At 73.4% G+C, this 22,234-nt stretch carries 18 protein-coding genes; 15 read left to right on the top strand and 3 right to left on the bottom strand.

The genetic code is table 11. From position 1 onward, the window contains the following. Positions 1-436: 436 nt before the first annotated feature. The 3 genes from ACIO9K_RS07250 to ACIO9K_RS07260 all read left to right on the top strand — a co-directional run bounded on the left by ACIO9K_RS07250 (position 437) and on the right by ACIO9K_RS07260 (position 2,656). Positions 437-1,291: a universal stress protein gene (locus tag ACIO9K_RS07250; protein WP_363623438.1), complete on the top strand. Its 855-nt coding sequence runs from the start codon at positions 437-439 to the stop codon at positions 1,289-1,291. A gap of 14 nt (positions 1,292-1,305) precedes the next feature. Next, on the top strand, positions 1,306-2,007 hold the full coding sequence (locus ACIO9K_RS07255; RefSeq protein WP_400327647.1) for a helix-turn-helix domain-containing protein: 702 nt from the start codon (positions 1,306-1,308) through the stop codon (positions 2,005-2,007). A gap of 148 nt (positions 2,008-2,155) precedes the next feature. Beyond that, complete coding sequence (locus tag ACIO9K_RS07260; RefSeq protein WP_400327649.1) at positions 2,156-2,656, top strand: hypothetical protein; 501 nt, start codon at positions 2,156-2,158, stop codon at positions 2,654-2,656. An 84-nt stretch (positions 2,657-2,740) separates the two neighbouring features. Here the strand turns inward: ACIO9K_RS07260 and ACIO9K_RS07265 are convergent, their stop codons facing one another. Then, positions 2,741-3,727, bottom strand: a complete 987-nt coding sequence (locus tag ACIO9K_RS07265) for an Acg family FMN-binding oxidoreductase (protein ID WP_400327650.1) — start codon at positions 3,725-3,727, stop codon at positions 2,741-2,743. A 276-nt stretch (positions 3,728-4,003) separates the two neighbouring features. On the opposite strand from ACIO9K_RS07265, the gene ACIO9K_RS07270 reads away from it, so the two are divergent. The 3 genes from ACIO9K_RS07270 to ACIO9K_RS07280 are packed head-to-tail and all read left to right on the top strand — an operon-like array spanning position 4,004 to position 5,525. Beyond that, entirely contained in the window at positions 4,004-4,777 is a 774-nt protein-coding gene (locus ACIO9K_RS07270) for a CBS domain-containing protein (RefSeq protein ID WP_400327652.1), read from the top strand. Next, positions 4,767-5,195: an Hsp20/alpha crystallin family protein gene (locus ACIO9K_RS07275; protein ID WP_400327654.1), complete on the top strand. Its 429-nt coding sequence runs from the start codon at positions 4,767-4,769 to the stop codon at positions 5,193-5,195. The genes ACIO9K_RS07270 and ACIO9K_RS07275 overlap by 11 nt, the downstream gene beginning before the upstream one ends. A 51-nt stretch (positions 5,196-5,246) precedes the next feature. Next, positions 5,247-5,525 carry a dsRBD fold-containing protein gene (locus ACIO9K_RS07280; protein WP_363623429.1) on the top strand — a complete coding sequence of 93 codons (279 nt, stop codon included), beginning with the start codon at positions 5,247-5,249 and terminating at the stop codon, positions 5,523-5,525. A gap of 251 nt (positions 5,526-5,776) precedes the next feature. Here ACIO9K_RS07280 and ACIO9K_RS07285 read toward each other — a convergent pair whose 3' ends face one another. Then, positions 5,777-6,466 carry a LuxR C-terminal-related transcriptional regulator gene (locus tag ACIO9K_RS07285; protein WP_400327656.1) on the bottom strand — a complete coding sequence of 230 codons (690 nt, stop codon included), beginning with the start codon at positions 6,464-6,466 and terminating at the stop codon, positions 5,777-5,779. Between the two features lie 569 nt (positions 6,467-7,035). Here ACIO9K_RS07285 and ACIO9K_RS07290 point away from each other — a divergent pair. The 9 genes from ACIO9K_RS07290 to ACIO9K_RS07330 all read left to right on the top strand — a co-directional run bounded on the left by ACIO9K_RS07290 (position 7,036) and on the right by ACIO9K_RS07330 (position 21,010). Beyond that, positions 7,036-8,421, top strand: coding sequence for a glycosyltransferase (locus ACIO9K_RS07290; protein ID WP_363623427.1), 1,386 nt, complete (start codon positions 7,036-7,038; stop codon positions 8,419-8,421). Between the two features lie 64 nt (positions 8,422-8,485). Next, complete coding sequence (locus ACIO9K_RS07295; protein ID WP_400327658.1) at positions 8,486-9,544, top strand: DegT/DnrJ/EryC1/StrS family aminotransferase; 1,059 nt, start codon at positions 8,486-8,488, stop codon at positions 9,542-9,544. 31 nt (positions 9,545-9,575) lie between these two features. After that, positions 9,576-10,754, top strand: a complete 1,179-nt coding sequence (locus tag ACIO9K_RS07300; protein ID WP_400327660.1) for a cytochrome P450 — start codon at positions 9,576-9,578, stop codon at positions 10,752-10,754. Between the two features lie 27 nt (positions 10,755-10,781). Then, on the top strand, positions 10,782-10,976 hold the full coding sequence (locus ACIO9K_RS07305; RefSeq protein ID WP_400327662.1) for a ferredoxin: 195 nt from the start codon (positions 10,782-10,784) through the stop codon (positions 10,974-10,976). 27 nt (positions 10,977-11,003) lie between these two features. Then, positions 11,004-11,762 carry a thioesterase II family protein gene (locus ACIO9K_RS07310; RefSeq protein ID WP_400327664.1) on the top strand — a complete coding sequence of 253 codons (759 nt, stop codon included), beginning with the start codon at positions 11,004-11,006 and terminating at the stop codon, positions 11,760-11,762. A gap of 57 nt (positions 11,763-11,819) precedes the next feature. Then, positions 11,820-13,943 carry an aminodeoxychorismate synthase component I gene (pabB, locus tag ACIO9K_RS07315; protein ID WP_400327666.1) on the top strand — a complete coding sequence of 708 codons (2,124 nt, stop codon included), beginning with the start codon at positions 11,820-11,822 and terminating at the stop codon, positions 13,941-13,943. Positions 13,944-14,018: 75 nt separating this feature from the next. After that, entirely contained in the window at positions 14,019-19,082 is a 5,064-nt protein-coding gene (locus ACIO9K_RS07320; RefSeq protein WP_400327668.1) for a beta-ketoacyl synthase N-terminal-like domain-containing protein, read from the top strand. 51 nt (positions 19,083-19,133) lie between these two features. Continuing rightward, positions 19,134-20,165: an ATP-binding cassette domain-containing protein gene (locus ACIO9K_RS07325; RefSeq protein WP_400327670.1), complete on the top strand. Its 1,032-nt coding sequence runs from the start codon at positions 19,134-19,136 to the stop codon at positions 20,163-20,165. Then, positions 20,162-21,010 carry an ABC transporter permease gene (locus ACIO9K_RS07330; RefSeq protein WP_363623411.1) on the top strand — a complete coding sequence of 283 codons (849 nt, stop codon included), beginning with the start codon at positions 20,162-20,164 and terminating at the stop codon, positions 21,008-21,010. Before ACIO9K_RS07325 ends, ACIO9K_RS07330 begins: the two co-directional genes overlap by 4 nt. A 57-nt stretch (positions 21,011-21,067) precedes the next feature. Here the strand turns inward: ACIO9K_RS07330 and ACIO9K_RS07335 are convergent, their stop codons facing one another. Continuing rightward, positions 21,068-21,943 (bottom strand): N5-glutamine methyltransferase family protein, encoded by an 876-nt coding sequence (locus ACIO9K_RS07335; protein WP_400327673.1) that lies wholly within the window; start codon positions 21,941-21,943, stop codon positions 21,068-21,070. Between the last annotated feature and the right edge of the window lie 291 nt (positions 21,944-22,234).

A 22,234-nucleotide genomic window follows, 5' to 3' on the forward strand; every position in this document is an offset into this window, starting at 1 on the left:
GCCCTCCTCGGCGGACGGCCCCCGTACTCCCACTGTCCGCCGACACCGGTCGTCCCGCACGGGGCCGTCCGGCCCCGACACGCGTTCCAGCAGGTCCCCCTTGGCACAGGTTGGGCTGATCGGCCCATACCCGAGCAACACTCGGCCCCGGCCGTACGGGCGTTCGGGGCCCGGGGCCGTTGGTGTGGGAGCGGCGGGCGCTGTCCGCGCCCGGACCGCAGGAGATCCTGGTGAGGCGGAGGTGGAGGCGTGCGGGGTGTGCCGCACCGACCTGGTCACGGAGAGCCGTCCCCTCGAAGGCGGCGGGGCCCACCGGCCCGCGTCTCCGGGCCCGACCGGCCCTCCCCCACCCGCACGACGGCGCACGACGATGAGAGTGGTCAAGGCTCCTCGCAGAGCCGGTGACGGCGCCGGCCAGAGCCGAAAGGAGACCGCGATGAACGGCTTCGAAACCCGCCGCCCCGTGATCGTGGGCGTCGACCGCTCCGAGGCGAGCCGCTGGGCCGTACGCTGGGCGGCGGACGAGGCCGCCTGGCGCGGCCTGCCACTCCAGCCCCTGCACGCCCAGGACTGGCCCATCGGCCAACCGGTGGGGGACCACTGGACGATCGGCCTCCGCGCCGCCGGCGACACGCTGCTGGACACCGCCCGGCTGCTGGCCTCCGAACGCCACCCCGGACTGGAGATCACCCCCCGGCTCGCCGAGGGCCGCCCGGTCCGGGTGCTGCGCGAAGCAGCCGACGAGGCCGCACAGCTCGTCCTCGGCATCCGTCGGCTCACGGAGGCCCACTCCGCACTGCCCATCGGCTCCAAGGGCGCCTCCCTGGTCGGACACCTGGGGTGTCCGATCGCCCTCGTCCCGGAGCCGCCCGACGGCGTCTCCGGTCCCGGCCCCGTCGTCGTCGGAGTGGACGGCTCGGAGGCCTCCCGGGCCGCGATCGGCTTCGCCTTCGAGGAGGCCTCGCTGGCCGGGGCCGACGTGCAGGCCGTGGAGATCCGCCGCCCCGCCGACGCCGCACAGCCGGACCTGGTCGAGGAGTCCCTGGTGGACCTGTCCGAGGCGCTGGCCGGCTGGCAGGAGAAGTACCCGGACATCCGGGTGCGGCGCGAGGTGCTCACCGGCTCTCCCGCCCCGATGCTGGCGGCCGTCGCCACCCGCGCCCGCTGCCTGGTCATCGGCAGCCGGGGCCTCGGCGGCTTCCGCGGCCTGCTGTTCGGCTCCACCGGCCGCGCCCTGGTGCACCGCTGCACCGTCCCGCTGGTGATCGTCCCGAACAGCGAAGCCGTCTGAACGGGGAGATCGCCATGACGACCGCGAACGACAGCGGGACGCGCCCCCGCCCGGCCGACCCCGGCGACCTCGGGCGCCGGGTCGCCCGCCGCCGCACCCAGCTGGGGCTCACCCGCGAGCTGGTGGCCGAGCGCGGCGGCCTGGACCCGGGGTTCCTGGAGTACCTGGAAACCCACCCCGTCCCGGTCGGCGTCGGCACCCTCACCCGGCTCGCCGACGCGCTCGACACCACCGTCGGCTGTCTGCTCGGCGGCGGCCGCGACGTACCGTCCGGCCACGCCCGGGCCAACGCCCGCGTACTCCTGGAGGAGTTGGACCCGGCGGCCTGCTGGGCCAAGCTCTCCCCCGGCGGCGTCGGCCGAGTGGTGCTGACGGCACCGCGCGGCCTCGTGGCGCTGCCCGTCAACTACCGCGTGCTCGACGCCACCATCCTCTACCGCACCGTCGACGACGGCACCCTCGCCAGGACGGCAGGCGACGAGGTCGCCTTCGAGGCCGACCGGCTCGACGAGGTGTTCGCCACCGGATGGAGCGTCCTGGTGAACGGCACCGCCTCGGTCGTCTCCGACGAGGAGACCGTGCGCTGGTTCCGGCAACACGCCGACTCCCGTCCCTGGGCGGGCGGCACCCGGGACACCTGGATGCGCATCCGGCCCACGGGAATCAGCGGCCGGATCATCCGCCCCGACGGCCCCCCGATCGTCGCACCCGAGTAGGAGGCACGGATCCCGCGATGCCTTCGAAACCGCACGTCCTCGTGGTCGGTGGGGGTTTCGCCGACCTGGAGACGGCCTTCGGCCTGCGCCACCTGCTCGGCGACCGCGTCCGGATAAGGAAAACGCGCAGGCCGGGCAGCACCAGCGGGTGCTGTTCCTCGTCCCGCCCGACAACAAGTGCGCCGGGCCGCTGTACGAGATCGCGCTGATGCTGGACACCTGGCTGCGCCGGGCCAAGCTCCGATCCCTCGTCCACCTCACTTGGACCACCTACGAGTCCGGTTACGTCCAGGCCTTCGGTCCGCGTCTCCACCAGGTGGTCGACCACGAGTTCGCGGCGCGCGGCATCGAGGGTCACACCTCGGCCGTGGTCGACGAGGTCGGCGACACCGAGGTCCGCTACACCGACGGCACCGCCCGTTCCTTCGACCTGCTCGTCGCCTTCCCGCCGTACGTCGCCGCCGTCGACTACCCCGGCCTGCCCCACGACGACCTCGGCTTCCTGAACACCCTCTCCGTCACCCGGCAGGTCCGCGGGCACCCGCAGATCGACGCCGCCGGACACCCCTTCCACGCCGGTCTCCCCTGGCAGGCCGTGCAACTGGCCCTCGACGGCATGTCGCGCACGCTCGCGAGCCCGCCGGACTGACCCCGCACGCCTGCGCGGCTCCCCCGGCGAAGCCGCACCCTCCGCCCGTCTCCCCGCGCAGGAGACGGGCGGAGGAACATCCGGCTACCCCTCCGGCGGGTCGAGGACGTCCTCGACCCGGCGACGCGGGCTGGCCGCACCGGACGGGCCGTAGCCGAGGCGCAGCACGAGCTGGACGTGCCCGGGTCCCTCCTGCGGGTCGCGCAGGCGCCAGCGGGTGTCGGGGATCTCGACGGCCTGGTGCAGGACGGAGGCACGCAGGCCGTGGACGGTGGCCAGCAGCCACACCCGTTCCATGGCCTGTCCGGTGCGCAGCCAGTCCGCCCGGCTGTCGAGGTGGGTGGTGAGGGTGGCCAGTTGCGGCAGCGCCTCGAAGCGTTCGGCCGGGGTGCTGTGGCGCGGCGGGTGACCGGCGAAGCCGCGCATCGGGACGCGCGCGTCGCGGTCGTGCGAGCCGAGGGCGGCGAGCGGGATGCCGTCGTAGGAGGGCTCCAGCCGTAGCCAGCGGCGGGTCTCGGCCTCGCGGGTGACGTCGGCGGCGATCCGGGCCTCGGCCTCGGAGGTGAGGGCGAGCACGCGGCGCACCCCGTCCTCCTCCAGCACGGTGAGCGTGACGCCTTCGTCCCGGCCCGCCGAGATGAGCTCGGCGACCAGTGCCTCGGGGACGTCCCGGTTGGTGAACGGCTGCCGGCTGGAGTGGCGCCCGGCGATGGCCGGGTAGAGGTCGGCGCCGAAGGGCAGCGGTGTGCGGGCCGGCGCGGACAGGTCGAGCACGGCACACGGCTGCGCGCCTTCGCCGGCCGGCAGCAGCCGGACGGCGGCCTCGCGGCCGAGGTGGGCGGCGGCCACACGCAGGTTGAACAGGGCAGCGCCGATCGAGATGTGCAGCGCCCTGCCGGCCGGGTCGGCGGCCGGAACGGCCCGGCTCAGGTCGGCGCGGACCTCCAGGCCGAACAGGTCCGGCGTGGGACGAAGGCGCCAGGGCTGGCTGTTGTGCAGCGAGGGCGCCAGGCCTCCGGCTTCGGCCAGCAGGTGCAGATCCTCAGTGGTGAGGGCGGTTTCGGTGGTCATGGTTGATCACTCCCTGTTCTCGGCGGGGAGCGCCGGTGATTCGAGCATCCGCCGGGCCGGTGGTGCTGAGCGAGGGTCCTAAGGCCCTGGCCCCACAGCCGAGCGGCACCGGTGCCCGCCGACGCGTCCGGCCTCGCCGGGCAGGCCCGCGCCGGCCCCCGCGGATAGGGCCCACCGGAGGGCCGAACAGCCCTGCCGCCTCGCACTCGGCGGCGGTCTGCTGGACGGGAGAGGCCCGGTTCATCGTGCCGGGCCCTGAGTACCGGAGGCACGGCCGTGCTGACCGACGACTCCCGCACCGCCACCCAGCAACTGATGCACACGACCAGTGGGCGCACCGTAGCGGTGTCCCGCTTCATCCCCGAAGTCCTGCCGGACACCGGCCGCGTCGTCCTCGACACGGTCCGCAAACCGTACGACACGGGCGAGGTCTGGATCTCGCTCACTCCCGCCGAGGCCCGAGAGCTGGCGGGGATGCTGCTCCGCCAGGCCGCTGCCGCCGAACGTCACGGTCTCGTTGAACGGAGTCGAAAGGGCCCTCGCGTCATGAAAGCCGCAGAGCTGATGACCGCACCGCCGGCCACCGTCGGCCTCGCCGCGACCGTCTTCGAAGCCGCCCGGCGGATGGAGCAGCAGGCGGTCGGCTGCGTCCTCGTCACCGACGACGGCCGACTACGGGGCATCCTCACCGACCGCGACCTGACCGTCCGCGGACTCGCCCACGGACACGACCCCGGGCAGCCGGTCGCGGACCTGATGACCACCCCTGTCACCACCGTGGACGCCGACGACGACCTCGACACCGCGTACCGCACCTTCCGCACCTCCGGTGTCCGCCGTCTGCCCGTCCTGGACGACGGCCGCCCGGTCGGCGTGCTCACCGTCGACGACCTGCTGCGCGACGTCGTCGAACGGCTCGTCGACCTGCTGATCCCGGTCTCCCACAGCACCCTTCGGGAGAACGCCACCTGGTCCCCCGTCGGCCGGGCCGGATCCCCGACCACGGAAGTACCACGACCCCTATCCGCTGGAGGCCATGATGGCCGGTGAACTGCTCAGAAGATTCCCCTTCGGCTACCGGTGGCCGTCCCTGCCGGACCTCTTCGAGGACTTTCCGCTCGACCTCCGCGTACCGGAAGGCGAGCACGTGATCCGTATCGAGGAGTCCGAGACCGACGGTGTCTACCAGATCAAGGCCGAACTCCCCGGCGTCGACCCCGACAAGGACATCACCATCAGCGTGGACGACGGCATCCTGACCGTCCGTGCCGCGCGCACCGAGGAGAAGAAGGACAAGCAGCGCTCCGAGTTTCGCTACGGCTCGTTCACCCGCAGTGTCCGGCTCCCCGCCGGTGTCCGCGAGGAGGACGTCACCGCCGCCTACGACCAGGGCGTCCTGACCGTCCGCGCACCGATCGGCACGACCGAAAGGCCCCCTCGCACGATCGAGATCACGCGGGGCGGTTGACCCGACCGGCCGGGCGGGCCCCGGGCCCACCCGGCCCTGAGAGGACCGGACATGAGCACGAACGCCGCGACACCGATTCGCACCAAGCAGTGGGCCCTGCGCCTCGACCTCTTCGAGGAGGGCGACAGCACCAAGGTCCACGCCGTCCTCGACACCGGCGACAACACCCTGGAGTCCCGCACCACCGCCCGCCGCAACCCGCACGACCCACTCGTCCCCGAGATCGGCGACGAGTACGCCGCGGCCCGCGCCCTGATCGACCTCGGGCACCAACTGCTCCGCGCCGGGATCGCGGACGCCGCAGCGAACGACCGCTCGGAAGCCGGCTGAGCGAACCCTGCGGCGGAGTTCCTCGCCGGGGTTCCTCGACGGATCCGCTCCCGAGGACGGCAGCCCCGGCATCACCCGCCCCGCCGCGTTGCCCCCCACCCGGCCGGCCGGCCGCTTGATCCACTCGCGGTAGCCCAGTGGGTCACGTGGTGCGGGCCCTGAGGTGGGCCCGCTCTCCCCGCGCACAGCACGTTGATCCGCCCCCACCCGCCGAGACGCCCCGCAGCACCCACGGGCTTGGCGGAACACCACTACTTGACGAAGCTCTCCACGACCTTCGGTGGCCAGACCCCGACCTTGAGGGCCCCCATCGAGTAGGCCCGGGAGACCAGTGCGGCGCGGTTGGGGACCCGCAACTTCCTCAGCAGGCACGTCACGTGGTACTCCACGCCCTGACGGCTCAGGTACAGCCGGGCGGCGAGCGGCACGGTCGAGACGCCGGCCGCGATGCCCTCGAGAATCTTCGCGTCGATCTCGCTCAGCAACTTCTTCCGGCCGGCCACGACCTCGGACCCACCCGAGTCCGGGCGCCCGTCGGGCATCATCACCAGGATCGACGACTCGTCAGGCAGACCGCCGTGCACCATGACGGCGGTGAGCGGGACGGTGAACGTCTCGTCGTGCGGACCGACTGCTATGACGTCGGTGGCGAAGCGGTCACGCCGCCCTTCGATCAGTCCGGAGAACTGACGCAGCAGGGGTTGTTGGACGCTCGGGTGCACGAGGTCGCTGAAGGTACGGCCGCAGAGGTCCGCCGAGGAACGTCCGAACTGCCAGAAGAAGGCCTCGTTCGCCTGCCGGATGGTGAGGGCCCGGTCGAGCTGGGCCATGGTCAGGCCGGTTTGTCCGGCCAGCGGCTGGTGCTGCGGTCCCGCGCCGGAGGCCGGGACGGGATCGGGTTCGACGGTCCGGGTTGCACCGGCCTGGGCTGCGTATGACATCACCACGGAGAATCGGATCCCTTCAAGGCACGGATGGTGCGGTTGGATCTCCCCGAAACAATCCGGCGCATTCTCCGTCGGCCCGAACCGCCGTGAACTCAGCACGGAACTCCGGCACCGGTGGAGACAGCGGTTGCAGGCGGCCGAACTTTCCGGCCGAAACCATGGATGTACGGATGAGTGATTCGATGACGATTCCGATATTCCGGGGGCCACGCCTGGAACGACCCGCAATTACGGCTGACGGGGGTTCAGCGTACCCAGGCGCCTCCGACCGGAATATATGGGACTCGTCAAGAAGCGGACCGCGCCCGAAGCATCCGCTCGGGGACCAGGTTCGGGGCCGCCGATCGATGTCCGACCACCCGACGGGCCGGGGGCGTCCGGGGAATCCTTGGAGGAGCCTTTGAATCCCCTTCACCGGCCACTTCCGATCAAATCGGGACACACCAGCATGATCGGGCCGGGCGACCATCCGACCGGACCAAGGACTAAGGAATTCCCGACACCGGGCGTGAGACCAAGGTGGGGTGCAGTCCCGATCGCCAACCCCGCCCCGAGGGAGTCCGATGAGCGCCGTGCAACGGCCGATCCTGTTTGCCAGCCTTCCGGAGAGCGGCCTGCTCAACCCGCTGCTGGTGCTGGCCGGCGAACTGGCCCGACGGGGCGTGCCCGACCTCTGGTTCGCCACCGACGAGCCCCGGCGCGCCGACGTCCTGGGCCTCGCGGACCGGTCGGCGGTGGAGTTCGCCTCCCTCGGCGACGTCTTCTCCGAGCTGTCCGCGGTCAGCTGGAGCGACGAGGTGTACCGCCGGGTGACCCAGCCCTCGCGCTTCAAGGCACACCGGGCGGTGATCCACCAGTCCTACCGGCCCGACATCCAGGCCGAGAAGTACCGCCGGCTCGCAGCGGTCGTGGACAAGTGTGATCCGGCCCTGATGGTCATCGACTGCGTCAGTGCCTTCGCCGTCGACCTGGCGCTGACCCGGGGCATTCCGTTCGTCCTGAGCGTCCCGTTCCTGCCGAGCAACGTCCTCACCTCGCACAGCCCCTTCGGGTCCTCTTACACCCCGAGGGACTTCCCCGTCCCGCATTCGGGCCTGCCCTACCCGATGGGTTTCGGCCAGAGGTTGAGCAATCGCCTCTTCAAGCTCCGCACGCTCGCGCTGTTCTTCCACCCCACGATGGGGAAGGTGCTTTCCGAGGACGCCCGACTGCGCAAGGAGCTGGGCCTGCCGAAGCCCAGCCCCATGACGCGGGTCGACCGCGCGGAAATGGTGCTCTGCAATTCAGTGCGGGAGCTCGACTATCCTTTCGACATTCCCGGGAAGGTGAAGCTCGTCGGTGCCATGGTGCCGCCGCTGCCGGAGGCCTCGCCGGCCGACGACCCGACCGGCGTCATGGACTGGCTGGACGTGCAGTCCTCCGTGGTCTACATGGGATTCGGCACGATCACCCGGCTCACCCGGGCGCAGGTGGGCGACCTGGTGGAGGTCGCGCGACGCCTGGACGGCCGGCACCAGGTCCTGTGGCGGCTGCCGGCCGAGCAGCAGCACCTCCTGCCGCCGCGCGACCGGCTGCCGAACAACCTGCGGATCGAGAGCTGGCTGCCGTCCCAACTGGACGTGCTGGCCCATCCCAAGGTCGAGGTGTTCTTCACCCACGGCGGCGGCAACGGCTTCCACGAGGGCGTGTACTTCGGGAAGCCGCTGGTGGTCCGGCCGTTGTGGGTGGACTGCTACGACCAGGCCGTACGCGGCCGGGACTTCGGGATCAGCCTCACGCTGGACCGGCCGCAGGACCTCGACCCGGACGACGTCGTGGACAAGCTCACCCGCGTGCTCGGCGACCGTTCCTTCCGCGAGCGGGCCGCACGCGTCGGCGAGGCGCAGCGAGCCGCCGGTGGCCGGTCGGCCGCGGCCGACCTGCTGCTCGGGCTGCCGGCCCTGACCTGATCCCTTCCCCGACCTTCCACAAGCCGACCCGCCGTACGGCGGCCCGTCCCGTAGTGAGGACCCCATGCCCTTCACCATCCCCGTGTCCCGGCCGAGCCTCGACGGGCGGGAGCTGGAGTACGTCAACCGCACGATCGGCGACGGCTGGATCTCGTCCCAGGGGCCGTTCGTCCGGCACTTCGAGGAGGCCTTCGCCGAGTACAACGGCTCCGCCCACGGTGTCGCCTGCTCCTCCGGCACGGCGGCCCTCACGCTGGCCCTGCGCGCGCTCGGCGTGGGCCCCGGCGACGAGGTCATCGTGCCGGAGTTCACCATGATCGCCTGCGCCTGGGCGGTGACCTACACGGGCGCCACCCCGGTGTTCGTCGACTGCGCCGACGACCTGAACATCGACGTCACACGGATCGAGGAGCGGATCACCCCGCGCACCAAGGCGATCATGCCGGTGCACGTCTACGGCCGCCGGTGTGACATGACGACGATCATGGAGATCGCCCATCAGTACAACCTGCGGGTCGTGGAGGACTCCTCCGAGGCCCACGGCATCCGGCCGGTCGGCGACATCGCCTGCTTCTCGCTGTTCGCCAACAAGATCATCACAGCCGGTGAAGGCGGCATCTGCCTCACCGACGACCCCCGCCTGGCCGGCCAGCTGGCCCACCTCCGGGCCATGGCCTTCACCTCCGACCACAGCTTCCTCCACAAGAAGCTCGCCTACAACTTCCGCATGACGGCCATGCAGGCCGCCGTCGCCGTCGCCCAGACCGAGCGCCTGGACGAGTTCCTCGCGGCCCGCAAGGAGATCGAGCGGCGCTACGACCAGGGCCTCAAGGACGTCCCGGGGATCACCCTGATGCCGCCCCGGGACGTGCTGTGGATGTACGACCTGCGGGCCGAACGTCGCTCCGAGCTCCGAGAGTTCCTGACCGGCGAGGGCATCGAGACCCGGCTGTTCTTCCAACCGATGAGCCGCCAGCCCGGCTACCTCGATCCGGCATGGCCGGGCCTCAACGCGGCCCGTTTCGCCGCCGACGGCCTCTACCTCCCCACCTACACCACCCTGACGACCGCCGACCAGGACCGCGTGATCGAGCGGGTCCGCACGTTCTACGGCACGCCCTGAAGCGCACCACACCCGAGGGAGACCCGACGACATGACGAGCGCCGAACCGCGGGTGGTCGACTTTCCGCTGCGTAGGCCCGGCGAGGCTTTTCCCCCGCCCCGCTACCAGGACTACCGCGAGCAGCGGGGCCTGGTGGTGTGCCCCCTGCCGAACGGGAACCGGGTGTGGCTGGTCACCCGGCACGAGGACGTCCGGGCCGTCCTGACCGACCGCAGGATCAGCTCCAACCCCGACCACCCGGGCTTCCCCAACATCAGCCAGACCATGGGCGTGCCCCGCCAGGAGCAGATACCCGGATGGTTCGTCGGCCTGGACTCACCCGAGCACGACCGCTTCCGCAAGGCGCTCATCCCCGAGTTCAGCGTCCGCCGCGTCCGGGAGCTGCGGCCCGCCGTCGAGCAGACCGTGGACCGGTGCATCGACACCATGCTGGCCGCCGGCAACGAGGCCGACTTGGTCGCCGACTTCGCCCTGCCCGTCCCGTCACTGGTCATCTCGGCACTGCTCGGGGTGCCGCCGGCCGACCGGGACTTCTTCGAATCCCGCACCCGCACCCTGGTTGCGATCCGCGCCTCCACCGAGGAGCAGCGCGACACCGCCTCGCGCGAACTGTTGCGCTACATCAACCGGTTGGTCGCCATCAAGCAGAAGTGGCCCGGTGACGACCTGATCAGCCGACTACTGGCCACCGGCGTGATCGAGCCCCGGGAGATGTCCGGGGTGCTGATGCTGCTGCTCATCGCCGGGCACGAGACCACCGCCAACAACATCGCCCTCGGCGTGCTCACCCTGCTGGACAACCCCCGGTGGATCGGGGACGACCGGGTCGTCGAGGAGACGCTGCGCTTCCACTCGGTCGCCGACCTGGTCTCCCTGCGGGTCGCGACCGAGGACGTCGAGATCGCCGGCCAGCCGATCCGGGCCGGCGAGGGCATCATCCCGCTGGTGGCCGCGGCCAACCACGACGAGCAGGCCTTCGCCTGCCCGCGCGCCTTCGACCCGGCCCGCACCGAGCGCCATCACGTGGCCTTCGGCTACGGCATCCACCAGTGCCTGGGCCAGAACCTGGTCCGGATCGAGATGGAGACCGCCTACCGCAGGCTCTTCGAGCGCATCCCGGGCCTGCGCCTGGCGGTTCCGGCCGAGGAACTGCCGTTCAAGTACGACGGCGTGCTGTGCGGCCTGCACGCGCTGCCGGTCCGCTGGTAGCCCACGACACCGCCCCAGGAGATGTCCATGCGCGTCACCGTCGACACCGCACGCTGCGTCGGCGCGGGCCAGTGCGTGCTCAACGCCGGCGCCGTCTTCGACCAGGACCACGACGGCGTGGTCGAACTGTTCGACCCCGCCGCGGCCGACGAACACCCGGACGCGGTCGAACTGGCCGCCACGCTCTGCCCGTCCGGCGCCATCACCGTTCACCGGGACTGAATCCCCCACCGAAAGAGGCCCGAACCCATGACCAGCCCCGGCACGTCGAGCACGCTCTGGCTGCGCCGCTTCCACCCGGGAGCCGACCAACCCGTGCGCCTGGTGTGCTTCCCGCACGCCGGCGGCTCCGCCACCTTCTACCACCCCGTCTCCGCGGCCCTCGCCGACGACACCGAGCTGATCGCCCTGCAGTACCCCGGCCGGCAGGACCGCCGTCTGGAGCCCTGCATCGGGGACATCGACACCCTCGCCGACCGGATCACCGACGAGTTGCTCACCCTGGACGACCGTCCCACCGTCTTCTTCGGCCACAGCATGGGCGCCGTCCTCGCCTTCGAGACCGCCTGGCGTCTGGAGCAGAAGGGCACCCACGCGCCCCGGGCCGTCATCGTCTCCGGTCGGCGGGCGCCATCCACCACCCGGATCGAGAACGTGCACCGCCAGGACGACGAGGCGGTCATCGCCGAGCTCAAGCTGCTCAACGGCACCAGTGCCCGACTGCTCGGTGACGATGAGATCCTGCGCATGGCGATGCCCGCGATCCGCGCCGACTACCGCGCCATCGAGCGCTACACCTGCGGTCCGGAGCGCATCCTCGGCTGCCCGGTCACCACGCTCACCGGAGACGCCGACCCGCGGACCACCATCGCCGAGGCCCGGGCCTGGCAGAACCACACCACCGGCGCCTTCCGGCTGCAGGTCCTCCCCGGGGGCCACTTCTTCCTGGCCGAGCAGCAGGCGGCGGTGCTACGGGAGATCACCTCCGAACTCGCCGTGCTCCGCTGACAACCGCCGGCAGACTCCCGGCCCCGCCCGGCGGCACCGGCAGGACAAGGACCACTGATGCGCACTCTCCTGGTCGACAACTACGACTCGTTCACCTACAACCTGTTCCACTACCTCGCCGAGGTCAACGGGCGTGAGCCGGAGGTCGTCCGCAACGACGACCCTTCCTTCCGGCCGGAGCTGCTCGACGACTTCGACACCGTCGTCCTCTCCCCCGGCCCCGGTACGCCGCACAACCCCTCCGACTTCGGCCACTGCGCCGGGATCGCCCGCGAGGGCCGACTGCCCGTCCTCGGCGTCTGCCTCGGTCACCAGGGTCTCGCCCTCGCCCACGGCGCCGCCGTCGGCCGGGCGCCCGAACCCCGGCACGGGCGCACCTCGGACGTGCGGCACACCGGCACCGGGCTCTTCCGCCACCTGCCCAATCCGCTGGAGGTCGTCCGTTACCACTCGCTCGCCGTCACCAGCCTCTCCCCCGTACTGGAACCGATCGCCTGGGCCACCGACGACGGCGTGGTGATGGCCCTGTACCACCGCGAACTCCCGCTGTGGGGTGTGCAGTTCCACCCCGAGTCGATCGGCACCGAGGCCGGGCACCAGCTGCTCGCGAACTTCCGGGACCTCGCCGAGCGCTTCAACCACGCGCACCGCCACGGCCGCAGACGCACCCCCGGCGTACCGCGGCCCCGCACCCGGCCCGACCACACCCCGCTCCCGGCCCCCCGGCAACTGACCGTGCTGACCCGGAAGATCGACACCCGGTGGGACGCCGAAACCGTCTTCGACCGGCTCTTCCGCATCGGCAGCCACCCGTTCTGGCTGGACAGCAGCCTCCCGGGCGGGCGGCTCGGCCAGGTCTCAGCGATGGGCAACGCCTCCGGCCCGCTCGCCCGGGTGGCGAGCGCGGACGTCTCCCGGGGGACCGTCACGATAACGGCCGGGGGCGGCACGCGGGTGCTGGAGGACGAGTTCCTGCACTGGCTCGACGCGGACCTCCGCTCGCTGCACGTGGAGGTGCCCGAGCTGCCGTTCGATTTCGCGCTCGGCTGGGTCGGCTGCCTCGGCTACGAGCTCAAGGCCGAGTGCGGCGGCGACCGTGCCCACCGTTCGCCCGACCCGGACGCCGTCATGGTGTTCGCAGACCGGGCGGTCGTCCTCGACCACCGCACCGGCGCCGCCCACCTGCTCGCCCTGGCCGAGGACGGCCGGACAGGGCCCGCCAGGGCCTGGCTGCGGGACACCGCCGCCCGGCTCACCGGCCCGGCGCCACGCACCGACCCGCCGGCCCACAACCCGCCCGGCCTGTCGGCCGGCCTGCGGCTGCGCCACCCCCGTGAGGCCTACCTCAAGCTCATCGACGCCTGCCAGGACGAGATCGGGGCCGGCGAGACCTACGAGGTCTGCCTCACCAACATGATCGACGCCCCGGCCGCGTTCGACCCCTGGCAGGCCTACCGAGCCCTGCGGCGGATCAGCCCGGCACCGTTCGCCGCCTTCCTCGGCTTCGGCGGGCTGTCCGTGCTCAGCTCCTCCCCCGAGCGCTTCCTGCGGATCGGGCCGGACGGTGTGATGGAGTCCAAGCCCATCAAGGGCACCCGCCCGCGCGGCGCCACCCCGCAGGAGGACACCCTGCTCGTCGCCGACCTGGCGACCAGCGAGAAGGACCGGGCCGAGAACCTCATGGTCGTCGACCTCGTCCGGCACGATCTCGGGCGGTGCGCCGAGACCGGATCCGTCGTCGCCGACCCGCTCTTCGACGTCGAGACGTACACCACCGTCCACCAGCTGGTCAGCACCGTACGGGCTCGGCTGCGCCCCGGGTACAGCGCGGTCGACGGCGTCCGGTCGGCCTTCCCCGGCGGCTCGATGACGGGCACGCCCAAGCTCCGCACCATGCAGATCATCGACCGCCTGGAGAGCGGCCCGCGCGGCATCTACTCGGGCGCGATCGGCTACCTCTCGCTGACCGGCGCCGCCGATCTGAGCATCGTCATCCGCACTGCCGTGGTGAGCGAGGGGCGGCTGCGCTACGGGGTGGGAGGCGCGATCATCGCCCTCTCCGACGCCGAGGCGGAGTTCGACGAGACGGTGGTGAAGGCCCGCCCGCTGCTGGCGCTGCTGGACACCGGGTTCCCCGAGCAGCGCCCGGCCGTTCCCCGCGCCGCCTCGCGCGGGCTCTAGAGAACCTCTAGGGCTTTCCCCGCGCTCTGAGGCCGAGGATGACAGCCGCAGCCCGCACCGACCCCGGGAGTGAAGGTGTCCGTCCACAACGATGACTACACGATCGATCCGGCCCCCGGAGCGCTGGGCGGTCACACCCTGTCCGGGGTGTTCGCGGCGGCCGTACGGCGCGCCCCCGACGCCGTCGCACTGGTCGACGGCGATCACGAGCTGACGTGGCGCCAGTGGCGGACGGAAGTGGCGTCGCTGGCCCGGGCGCTCCAGGAGCTGGGCGTGGGTCCGGGTGAGGTGGTCGCGGTCCAGCTGCCGAACTGCTGGGAGTACCAGACCGCCCACCTGGCCGTCGCCGCCGTCGGCGCGGTCATGCTGCCGGTGCACGCCGGGTTCGGCGCCGCCGACGTGCGGGCACTGCTGGGCCGGGTGGACCCGGTGGCGGCCCTGTTCGCGCCGGAGGCGGTGGCCACCGCCCACGAGCTGTCGGCGGCCGTACCGTCCCTGCGGGCGGTCCTGGTCGCGGGGGATCCGGACGGGCTGCCGTCCGGGGTCCGCTCGCTGGCCCGGACGATGGCCGACCACGCGGGCCGGGAGCCGCACCCGGTCGAGGTCGTACCGGACCAGCCGCTGGTCCTGCTCCCCTCCTCCGGCACCACCTCGGCACGGCCCAAGATCTGCCTGCACAGCCACGACGGACTGCTCTCCAACACCGCCCCCGTCGCCGAGGAGGGCGGCGCGGCCTTCGCCGACGCGATCCTGACGGCCTGCCCGCTCACCCACCTGTTCGGCCTGCAGTCCTTGCACACCGCGCTGTTCCGGGCCTGCCGACAGGTCCTGCTGCGCGGCTGGGATCCCGAGCGCTTCCTCGCGCTGGCCCGGCGGACCGCACCCAGCGCGGTCTTCGCCGTCCCGGCGCAGCTGCACGACATCGTCGGTGCGCTGGCCCGCAACGGACGGCCCGCCGGATTCCGGCCGCACCAGGTGCGCACCGCCGGGGCGGCGGTCCCCGCCGCGCTGGCCGCGGACGTGCGGGCGGCGCTCGGCGGCGAGCTGGTGGTGGTGTGGGGCATGTCCGAACTGGGCACCGGCACCCGTACCTCGCCGGCCGACCCGGACGGGGCCGCGGTGCGCAGCGTGGGCCGGCCGACCAGCGGGGCGCGCGTGCGGATCATCGGCGAGGACGGGCGCGAACCGCTCCCGGGCACGCCGGGCGACCTCCAGTACCGCAGCCCGAGCATGTTCCGCGGCTACTACCGGGATCCCGAGCTGACCCGCGCGGCGATCACGCCGGACGGCTGGCTGCGCACGGGCGACCGGGCGAGTCTCGGGGAGGACGGGCTGCTGCGCTTCCACGGGCGTGCGGCGGAGCTGATCAACGTGGGCGGGCGGAAGTTCGACGCGACAGAGGTCCAGGAGCTCCTGGCGGCGATGCCGGGCATCGGCCCGCTCGCGGTGGTCGGGCGGGCGGATGCGCGCCTCGGCGAGATCCCCTGCCTGGTGCTCACCCGCGCGGCGGACCCGGCAATCGGTTTGCGGGCCGTGACCGGCTTCCTGCGGGAGCGCGAGGTCGCCGAGTACAAGATGCCGCTGGAGCTGGTGACCGTCGACGACCTCCCGCGCACCCCGGCCGGGAAGCTGCACCGGCGGTCGCTGGAGGAGCTGGTGGCCCAGGAGGCGTTCGTCCCCAGTCCGTACGCGCTCGACCACGGCGACGCGCTGGACCTCGTGCGCTCGTGCGTGGCCGAGGTCATGGACCGCGGCCCGGACGACGAGCCGATCGGCGCCGACACGGCGTTCCGCGCGTACGGGCTGGACTCGGTGCGCACCATCCGGCTGCGGAACCTGCTGGCGGAGGCGACCGGCCGTCCGCTGCCGGTGAGCCTCGGCTTCGACCACCCCACCCCGGCCGCCGTCGCGTCCCTGCTGTCGGGCGCAGCGCCGGACCGACCGGACGAGGGCACGTACGACGCCTCCGACGAGCCGGTCGCGATCGTCGGCATGGCCTGCCGCCTGCCGGGCGGGATCTCCTCCCCCGACGACCTCTGGACACTCGTCGCCGACGGCACCCACACCGACTCCGCGTTCCCCGCCGACCGCGGGTGGGACCTCGACGGCCTCTTCCACGACGACCCCGAGCACCCCGGGACGTCCTACGTCCGCCGGGGTGGATTCCTGGACGGCGCAGGGCGGTTCGACGCCGTTTTCTTCGGTTTCTCCCCGCGCGAGGCCCTGGCCGCCGACCCGCAGCAGCGGCTGCTCCTGGAGACCGCCTGGGAGGCGCTGGAGCACGCCGGCATCGACCCGACCGGGCTGCGCGGCAGCCGCACCGGCGTCTTCACCGGGGCGATGTACCACGACTACGGCACCACCGCCCCGGCCGAGCTGGAGGGGCTGCTCGGGATCGGCACGGCCGGCAGCGCCCTGGCCGGGCGGATCTCGTACTGCTTCGGCCTGGAGGGTCCGGCGCTCACCGTCGACACCGCGTGCTCCTCCTCGCTCGTCGCCCTCCACCTCGCCTGCCGCTCGCTGCGCTCGGGCGAGTCCTCGCTCGCCCTGGCCGGCGGCGTCGCGGTGATGGCCACGCCGGGGTCGTTCGTCGAGTTCTCCCGGCTGCGCGGCCTCGCCCCCGACGGCCGCTGCAAGGCCTTCTCGGACGACGCCGACGGCGCCGCCTGGGCCGAGGGCGCGGGCCTGCTCGTCCTGGAACGGCTGAGCGACGCGCGGCGCAACGGGCACCCGGTGCTCGCCGTCGTGCGCGGCTCGGCGGTCAACCAGGACGGCGCCTCGAACGGCATCACCGCGCCCAACGGCCCCGCGCAGCAGCGGGTGATCCGGCGCGCGCTCGCCGACGCGGGGCTCGCCCCCGGCGACGTCGACGCCGTCGAGGCGCACGGCACCGGAACCCCTCTCGGCGACCCGATCGAGGCGCAGGCGCTGCTCGCCGTCCACGGCGGCGCGCGCCCGGCGGACCGGCCGCTGTGGCTGGGGTCCGTCAAGTCGAACATCGGGCACGCCCAGGCGGCGGCCGGAGTGGCCGGGGTGATCAAGACGGTGCAGGCGCTGCGGCACGGCCTCCTGCCGAGGACCCTGCACGTCACCGGGCCGACCACCCGGGTGGACTGGTCCTCCGGCGCAGTCAGGCTGCTGACCGAGGCGCAGCCGTGGCCCAGGGAGGACGGGCGGGCGCGGCGGGCCGGCGTGTCGTCGTTCGGGATCAGCGGGACCAACGCGCACGTCGTGCTGGAGGAGGCGCCGGCGTCGTCCCAGGTTGTCAGCGGTTCCTCCGGCGGGCCGGTGCCGCTGGTGCTCTCGGCCCACAGCGAGCCCGCTCTGCGGGCCCAGGCCGGGCGGCTGGCCGAGCACGTCGCCACCCAGTCCTCGTACGCCCTGTCCGACCTCGCCCATGCGCTCGCCACCACCAGGGCCGTCCACGGCCACCGGGCGCTGCTGGTCGGCGCCGAGCGGGGCGAACTCGTCGACGCACTCAGGCAGTTCGCTGCCGGGGAGCCCTCGCCGGCCGTTCCGGCGGCGGGCCGGCGCGACAGCGGCGGGCGCCTCGCCTTCGTGTTCGCCGGGCAGGGCAGCCAGCGGCCCGGGATGGGGCGCGAACTCGTCGCCGCTTTCCCGGAGTTCGCGGCTGCGCTGGACGAGATGTGGGCCGGTCTCGACCCGCTGCTGGAACGGCCGCTGCGCTCCGTCCTGTGGGAAGACGACGGGCGCGGGCATCCCGAACCGCTCCTCGACCGGACGGAGTTCGCGCAGCCCGCGCTCTTCGCCCACGAGGTCGCCCTCTACCGGCTGCTGGAGTCCTGGGGCGTGCGGCCCGACCTGCTGGCCGGGCACTCGGTCGGCGAGATCGCCGCCGCGCACGTGGCCGGGGTCCTGTCGCTGACGGACGCGTGCGCGCTGGTCGCCGCCCGGGGACGGCTCATGCAGTCCCTCCCGGCCGGGGGCGCGATGCTCGCCGTCCGGGCGGAGGAGGACGAAGTGCGGCCTTTGCTGGGCGAGTTCGTCTCGCTCGCGGCGGTGAACGGGCCGTCGTCCGTCGTCGTCTCGGGCGCCGAGGACGCCGTCGCGGCGATCGAGGCGCACTTCGCAGACCGGCGGACGACGCGACTGCGCGTGTCGCACGCGTTCCACTCGCCGCTGCTGGAGCCGATGCTGGCGGAGTTCCGCGGCGTCCTCGAAGGCCTGTCGTTCGCCGCGCCCGCCGTGCCGCTGGTCTCCGGCGTCACCGGCCGCCCGCTGACCGCCGACGAGGCCCTCGACCCCGGCCACTGGGTGCGCCAGGTCCGGGAACCGGTCCGGTTCCGGGACGCCGTCGAGCAGCTGCGCGGGGAGCGCGTCGACGCCTATCTCGAACTCGGGCCCGCCGCCGCGCTCGCACCCATGCTCGGCGAGTGCCTGGCCGCCGGGGAGGCCGGACCGTCGGCCGCCGTCATCGCGACCGGCTCGGCGGACCAGGCGGACGAGACGCGGGCCCTGCTCGCCGCCGCCGGGCGCCTCCACCTGCACGGCTCACCCGTGGACTGGGACGCCGTCCTGCCCGGCGCCCGGCCCGTGCCGCTCCCGACGTACCCGTTCCAGCGGCAGACGTACTGGCTCGCGCCGGCCGCTTCCACGCCCGCGGTCATGCCGGCCCTCGACGGACCGTCGGCCCCCAGCGCCGAGCGGTTCGCCGCGGCGAGCCCCGAGGAGCGCGACGCCCTCCTCCTCAAGCTCGTCCTCGCCGAGACCGCCGCCGTACTCGGGCGCGGCGCCGACGACCTCGACGCCGCCCACGCGTTCTCCGACCTCGGCGTCAACTCCGTCAACGCGATCGAACTGCGCGAACGCATCGCCGCCGCCAGCGGCACCTCCCTTCCCGCGACCCTCGTCTTCGACCACCCGTCCCCGGCCGCCGCCGCCCGCGCCCTCGGCGCCCACCTCGACCGGGGGGCCGCGCCGGAGCCCACCGCCGCCTACCTGGTCGACCGGCTCGCCGCACTGCTCGCCACCGGCACCGCCCTCGATCCGGCCACCGCCACCCGGCTGCGCGACCTCGCCCGGCGCTGCGCCGCAACCGCCGGCCCGGCCCGCCCCGGCCCCGACCTCGACACGGCCACCGACGAGGAGCTGTTCCGCCTGATGGACGCCGTCGACTGACACCGGCCGCCCCCTTCGACGCTCGCCGAACCCCCGTACGGAGACCAGACCATGCCTGCCCGCACCGCCCCGCCCCCGCCCGCCTGGGCCGACGACGACCTCGTGATCGAGGCGGTCGACGTCGGCATGACCTTCGGCACCGTCCGCGCGCTCGACTCGGTCAGCCTCGCCGTCCCCCGCGGCACCGTGCTCGCCCTGCTCGGCCACAACGGCGCCGGCAAGACCACCCTCGTCGGCGTCCTCACCACCGCCCTCGCGCCCACCACCGGCCGGGCCAGCGTCGCCGGGTTCGACGTCCGGCGCCGCCCCGCCGAGGTCCGCCGCCGGATCGGCCTCACCGGCCAGTACGCCACCGTCGACGGGCGGCTCAGCGGGCGCGACAACCTCCTCCTGCTCGCCGGGCTGCTGGGAGCCGGGCGGCGCGCCGCCCGGGCCCGCGCCGACGACCTCCTCGACCTGTTCGACCTCGGCCACGTCGCCGACCGGCCCGCCCGCGGTTACTCCGGCGGCCTGCGCCGCCGCCTCGACCTCGCCGCGAGCCTGGTCGGCCGGCCCGAGGTGGTGTTCCTCGACGAGCCGACCACCGGGCTCGACCCGGTGAGCCGGCTCGGTCTCTGGGAGATCGTCGAAGGCCTCGTCGCCGAGGGCACCACCGTCCTGCTCACCACCCAGTACCTCGACGAGGCCGATCGGCTCGCCGACGCCATCACCGTGCTCTCCGACGGCGCCGTCGTCGCCCACGGCACCCCCGCCGAGCTCAAGGCCCGGGTCGGCCGGCGCACCGTCACCGTCGTCCTCGACGGGCCTGCCGGGAACGACTCCGGAAACGACTCCGAGCGGGCCGCCGAGGCACTGCGCCGTGCCGGGCTCGCCCCGGTCACCGGCCGCGAGGACGCCGCCCTCGTCGTCCCCATCGAGGCCACCCGCGACATCGCAGCCGTCGTCCGCGCGCTCGACGGGGTCGGGATCGAGGCCGCCGAACTCACGTTCGGCGAACCCGGCCTGGACGACGTCTACCTCGCCCTGGCCCACCGCCCCGACAGCCCCGCCCGCCTCGTCAGCCCGGAAGGACCCGCTCGGTGACCACCACGCTCGACACCGGCCGACCGCCCCGCACTCCGACGGCCACCGCGCCCACCTGGCACGGCAGTTCGCGGCTCACCCAGGTCCGCATCCTCACCGGCCGGTCTCTGCGCGCGCTCGTGACCGACCCTGCGGTGCTTCTCTTCGGCCTGCTCCAGCCCGTCATCACGCTTGTGGTGCTCTCCCAGGTGTTCAGCCGGATGGGACTCCCACCGCACTTCCCACCGGACGTCACGTACCTGGACTTCGTCCTGCCCGCCGTCCTCGTCGACAACGCGGTGCAGTCCGCCGTCCAGTCCGGGGTGGGCCTCGTCGAGGACCTCCAGAACGGCATCGTCGCCCGCCTGCGCTGCCTGCCCGTCGCGCCGAGCTCCCTGCTCGTCGCCCGCAGTCTCACCACGCTCGTGCGCGCCGCCGTCCAGGCCGTGATCATCCTGGTGCTCGGGACCCTCGTCCTCGGCTACAACCCGCGCGGCGGGGCCGGCGCGGTCGCCGCCTCGATCGGGCTGACGCTGTTCATGAGCTGGGCACTCGGCTGGCTGTTCATCGCGGCGGCGGCCTGGCTGCGCCGCGCCGAGCCCATTCAGAACCTCGCGATCATCGCCGTGCTGCCCCTGATGTTCGCCTCCAGCGCCTACGTCCCGACCGCCGACCTCCCGGACTGGCTGGCCGCCGTCGCCCACGTCAACCCGCTCACGTACGCCATCGACTCCACCCGCGCCCTCGCCCTCGGCCTACCCGGAACGGGCACCGCCGTTCCGGCGCTGCTGCTCGGCGCGGCGGTGGCAGGGGTCGGCGCGTGGCTCGCAGTGGCCGGCTTCCGGCGGCCTTTGACACCCCGCTGAACACGACCGGCCGGGCCCCCTTCCGCATCCGCGGAAGGGGGCCCGGCCGTCTGCCGGTCAGGAGGACGGGGCGTCGGTCCCGGTACGGACGGCCGTGGAGTACAGCGGCCAGCCCTCGTGGTCGGGCCGGCAGGACACCTCGGCGAAACAGCCGGACTCCCGTAGCAATGCCGGAACCGTCGCGCCGTGCAGGTGGCCGTGCTCGACGACCAGCGTGCCGCCCGGCCGCAGCAGCCCCGCCGCCGCCTCCACCACCTGGCGGACGACCCGCAGGCCGTCGGCTCCGCCGAACACGGCCTGGCGGGGCTGGTAGCGGCCGAACTCGTCCGGCACGTCGGCCGCGTCCGGCATGAACGGCGGGTTCGCGAGCACCAGGTCCGCCTCGCCCGCCAGCCCGGTCAGCGCGCCCGCCCGGCCCGCCACGCCCTCGTGGACGGAGACCTCGGTGTCCCCGAGCGCGGCGCGGCGGGCCGCGTTGCGGCGGGCGAAGTCCGCGGCAACCGGGTCGAAGTCGACCGCGTGCACCCGGGCGTCCGGCCGGGCGTGCGCGAGGGCCAGCCCGATCGCGCCGGAGCCGGCGCACAGGTCGACCACCGTCGGCCCGGCCGCGTCCCCGAGGGACTCCAGGCCGGCCGCCAGCACGAGCTCGCTGTGCACCCGCGGCACGAACACGCCAGGCCCGACGAGGAGTTCGAGGCCGGCGAACACGGTCCGCCCGATCAGGTGACCGAGCGGCACGCCGTCGGCTCTCCTGCCCACCAGATCCCGCAGCCGCCGTACCGATCTGCCGTCGACGTCCCGCCGCGGGTCCAGCCCGGTCGACTCCACTCCGAGCACCCGTGCGGCAAGTTCCTCCGCGTCCTGCCGTGCGTCCGCACTCCGAAGCATCAGCACCGCCTCGTCGAGCAGGTCCCCGAGCACCATCGTTCCCATCCGTCGCCTCCCGGCCTGTGGTGCGGCGCCCCCGGCCGCACGATGCCGCCAACTGTGCGGCCGGGAAGGCTAGGAGAGTGTCCAGAACTGGTGCCGGAAAGGGTGGGCCGAGCCCCGGCGCCGACGGTCGGGACCGCAGACAGGGCGTCGCGGGGGGCCCCGGGGGGGGGGCCCCCCCCCCCCGGGGGGGCCGGGGGGGGGGGGGGGGCGGCGCGCCCCCCCCGGGGTTCCAAAAGTGGAAAAAACACTCCTGCCCGGGCCCCCAGCAAAAGAAAGCCCCCGCGCCCCCGG

Origin of the sequence: Kitasatospora sp. NPDC087271 (genome assembly GCF_044744605.1) — a bacterium.
Lineage (GTDB): Bacteria > Actinomycetota > Actinomycetes > Streptomycetales > Streptomycetaceae > Kitasatospora.

Excerpts from the sequence above, each read along its gene's own strand:
- ACIO9K_RS07250 (WP_363623438.1), top strand. The coding sequence starts at position 437 with ATGAACGGCTTCGAAACCCGCCGCCCCGTGATCGTGGGCGTCGACCGC.
- ACIO9K_RS07255 (WP_400327647.1), top strand. The coding sequence starts at position 1,306 with ATGACGACCGCGAACGACAGCGGGACGCGCCCCCGCCCGGCCGACCCC.
- ACIO9K_RS07300 (WP_400327660.1), top strand. The coding sequence starts at position 9,576 with ATGACGAGCGCCGAACCGCGGGTGGTCGACTTTCCGCTGCGTAGGCCC.
- ACIO9K_RS07325 (WP_400327670.1), top strand. The coding sequence starts at position 19,134 with ATGCCTGCCCGCACCGCCCCGCCCCCGCCCGCCTGGGCCGACGACGAC.
- ACIO9K_RS07290 (WP_363623427.1), top strand. The coding sequence starts at position 7,036 with ATGAGCGCCGTGCAACGGCCGATCCTGTTTGCCAGCCTTCCGGAGAGC.
- ACIO9K_RS07335 (WP_400327673.1), bottom strand. The coding sequence starts at position 21,943 with ATGGGAACGATGGTGCTCGGGGACCTGCTCGACGAGGCGGTGCTGATG.
- ACIO9K_RS07285 (WP_400327656.1), bottom strand. The coding sequence starts at position 6,466 with ATGTCATACGCAGCCCAGGCCGGTGCAACCCGGACCGTCGAACCCGAT.
- ACIO9K_RS07275 (WP_400327654.1), top strand. The coding sequence starts at position 4,767 with ATGGCCGGTGAACTGCTCAGAAGATTCCCCTTCGGCTACCGGTGGCCG.
- ACIO9K_RS07265 (WP_400327650.1), bottom strand. The coding sequence starts at position 3,727 with ATGACCACCGAAACCGCCCTCACCACTGAGGATCTGCACCTGCTGGCC.
- ACIO9K_RS07295 (WP_400327658.1), top strand. The coding sequence starts at position 8,486 with ATGCCCTTCACCATCCCCGTGTCCCGGCCGAGCCTCGACGGGCGGGAG.
- pabB (WP_400327666.1), top strand. The coding sequence starts at position 11,820 with ATGCGCACTCTCCTGGTCGACAACTACGACTCGTTCACCTACAACCTG.
- ACIO9K_RS07305 (WP_400327662.1), top strand. The coding sequence starts at position 10,782 with ATGCGCGTCACCGTCGACACCGCACGCTGCGTCGGCGCGGGCCAGTGC.
- ACIO9K_RS07310 (WP_400327664.1), top strand. The coding sequence starts at position 11,004 with ATGACCAGCCCCGGCACGTCGAGCACGCTCTGGCTGCGCCGCTTCCAC.
- ACIO9K_RS07280 (WP_363623429.1), top strand. The coding sequence starts at position 5,247 with ATGAGCACGAACGCCGCGACACCGATTCGCACCAAGCAGTGGGCCCTG.